Raw genomic sequence first — 1,332 nt, 5'->3', positions numbered from 1 at the left:
AGGATCTGGGTGATGCGGGCGGGAAAGATGGCGGCGACCGTGCGCGCCTCGGAGACATCAGGCAACGAGCTCGTCGCGCTGGTCACCGGCGCGGCATAGTCCTGCAGCATCAGACCTGAAATCAAAGGGAGTTTGCCGGTGGCACCAATTCGTGTCGGACTTATAGGTCTTGGAGAGGTCGCCCAGTCGATCCATCTGCCGGTGCTGAGCGATCAGCGCGAGCGCTGGGTGATCGCGGGCGTGTACGACGTGTCGCCCAGCCTGGTGGCGCTGTGCACCTCGCAACACCTGACGGCAAGAACCTTCGAGACGGCCGAGGCGCTAATAGCGTCACCCGACATCGACGCGGTGTTCGTGCTGTCATCCGACGACACCCACAGCCGCTTCGTGCACGCGGCGATTGCTGCCAACAAACATATCCTGCTGGAAAAGCCTGCCTGTCTGACGGTGCGCGAGATCGACGATCTGCTGGCGCTGATGCCGAGTTACGACAAGACCCTGTTCGTCGGCTATATGCGCCGCTACGCGCCGGCCTATCTGGCCGCCAGGGACGAGCTGCCGGCCTTCGCCGACATCACCCATGTCCGCATCTTCGACCTGATCTCGGAGGGCCGGCATTTCCTCAAGAAGAGCCAGAACGTCCTCTATCCCAACGACATAGACCCGGCCCTGCTGGCGCGTGGCGCCAAGGAGCGCGACGCGCTGATCCGCGAAGTCGTCGGTGCCGACGCGCCGGCCGACCTGGTGCGCGCCTATCGCGGGCTGACGGCGCTTTCCTCGCACCACATTTCAGCGATGCGCGGGCTGATCGGCGAGCCGGCGCGCGTGCTGGCCGCGCACCGCACCAATGGCGGCGCCAACACATCGGTCACCTTCGACTATGGCCATTTCGCTTGTCTCTACGACGCGGTGGTCGACGATCTCGGCCTGTTCGACGCAATGATCGAGGTGCGCTCCAACACCAGGCGCGTGCGCATCATCTACGACACGCCCTACATCCGCAGCCTGCCGACGCGGCTGGAGGTCACCGATGCCGGCCCGCTCGGCCCGGTGACGAAAGCCTTCGGCCCTCTCTACGGCGATGCTTTCTCGAATGAACTCGAGATTTTCCACCGCCACATCGCCGAAGGAACAAAGCCGCTGACCGACCTCGCCGATTCCCGCCGCGACCTGGCGCTGATGGCCGAAATCATCGAGCGTATGAAGGAGAGCGGCCAGCGTTGAGGCGCTCCCTACTGCCCTACTGCCCTACTGCCCTACTGCCCTACTGCCCTACTTCCCGACTGCTCTACTGCCTTACTGCCTTACTGCCCTCTCGAATGCTTTCACGCG

General features: G+C 64.0%; 1 protein-coding gene. It reads left to right on the top strand.

Features of this window, described 5'->3' with window-relative positions:
* The first annotated feature begins 138 nt into the window (after nt 1-138).
* Nucleotides 139-1,224, top strand: coding sequence for a Gfo/Idh/MocA family oxidoreductase (locus tag ENZ74_RS31940; protein ID WP_063170299.1), 1,086 nt, complete (start codon nt 139-141; stop codon nt 1,222-1,224).
* Nucleotides 1,225-1,332 lie beyond the last annotated feature (108 nt).

The organism is Mesorhizobium sp. M7A.F.Ca.CA.002.15.2.1 (assembly GCF_003998715.1).
Taxonomy (GTDB): Bacteria; Pseudomonadota; Alphaproteobacteria; order Rhizobiales; family Rhizobiaceae; genus Mesorhizobium; species Mesorhizobium ciceri.
The sequence above is the reverse complement of the archived record's forward strand: the minus strand, read 5'-3'. Positions and strand labels throughout refer to the sequence as shown.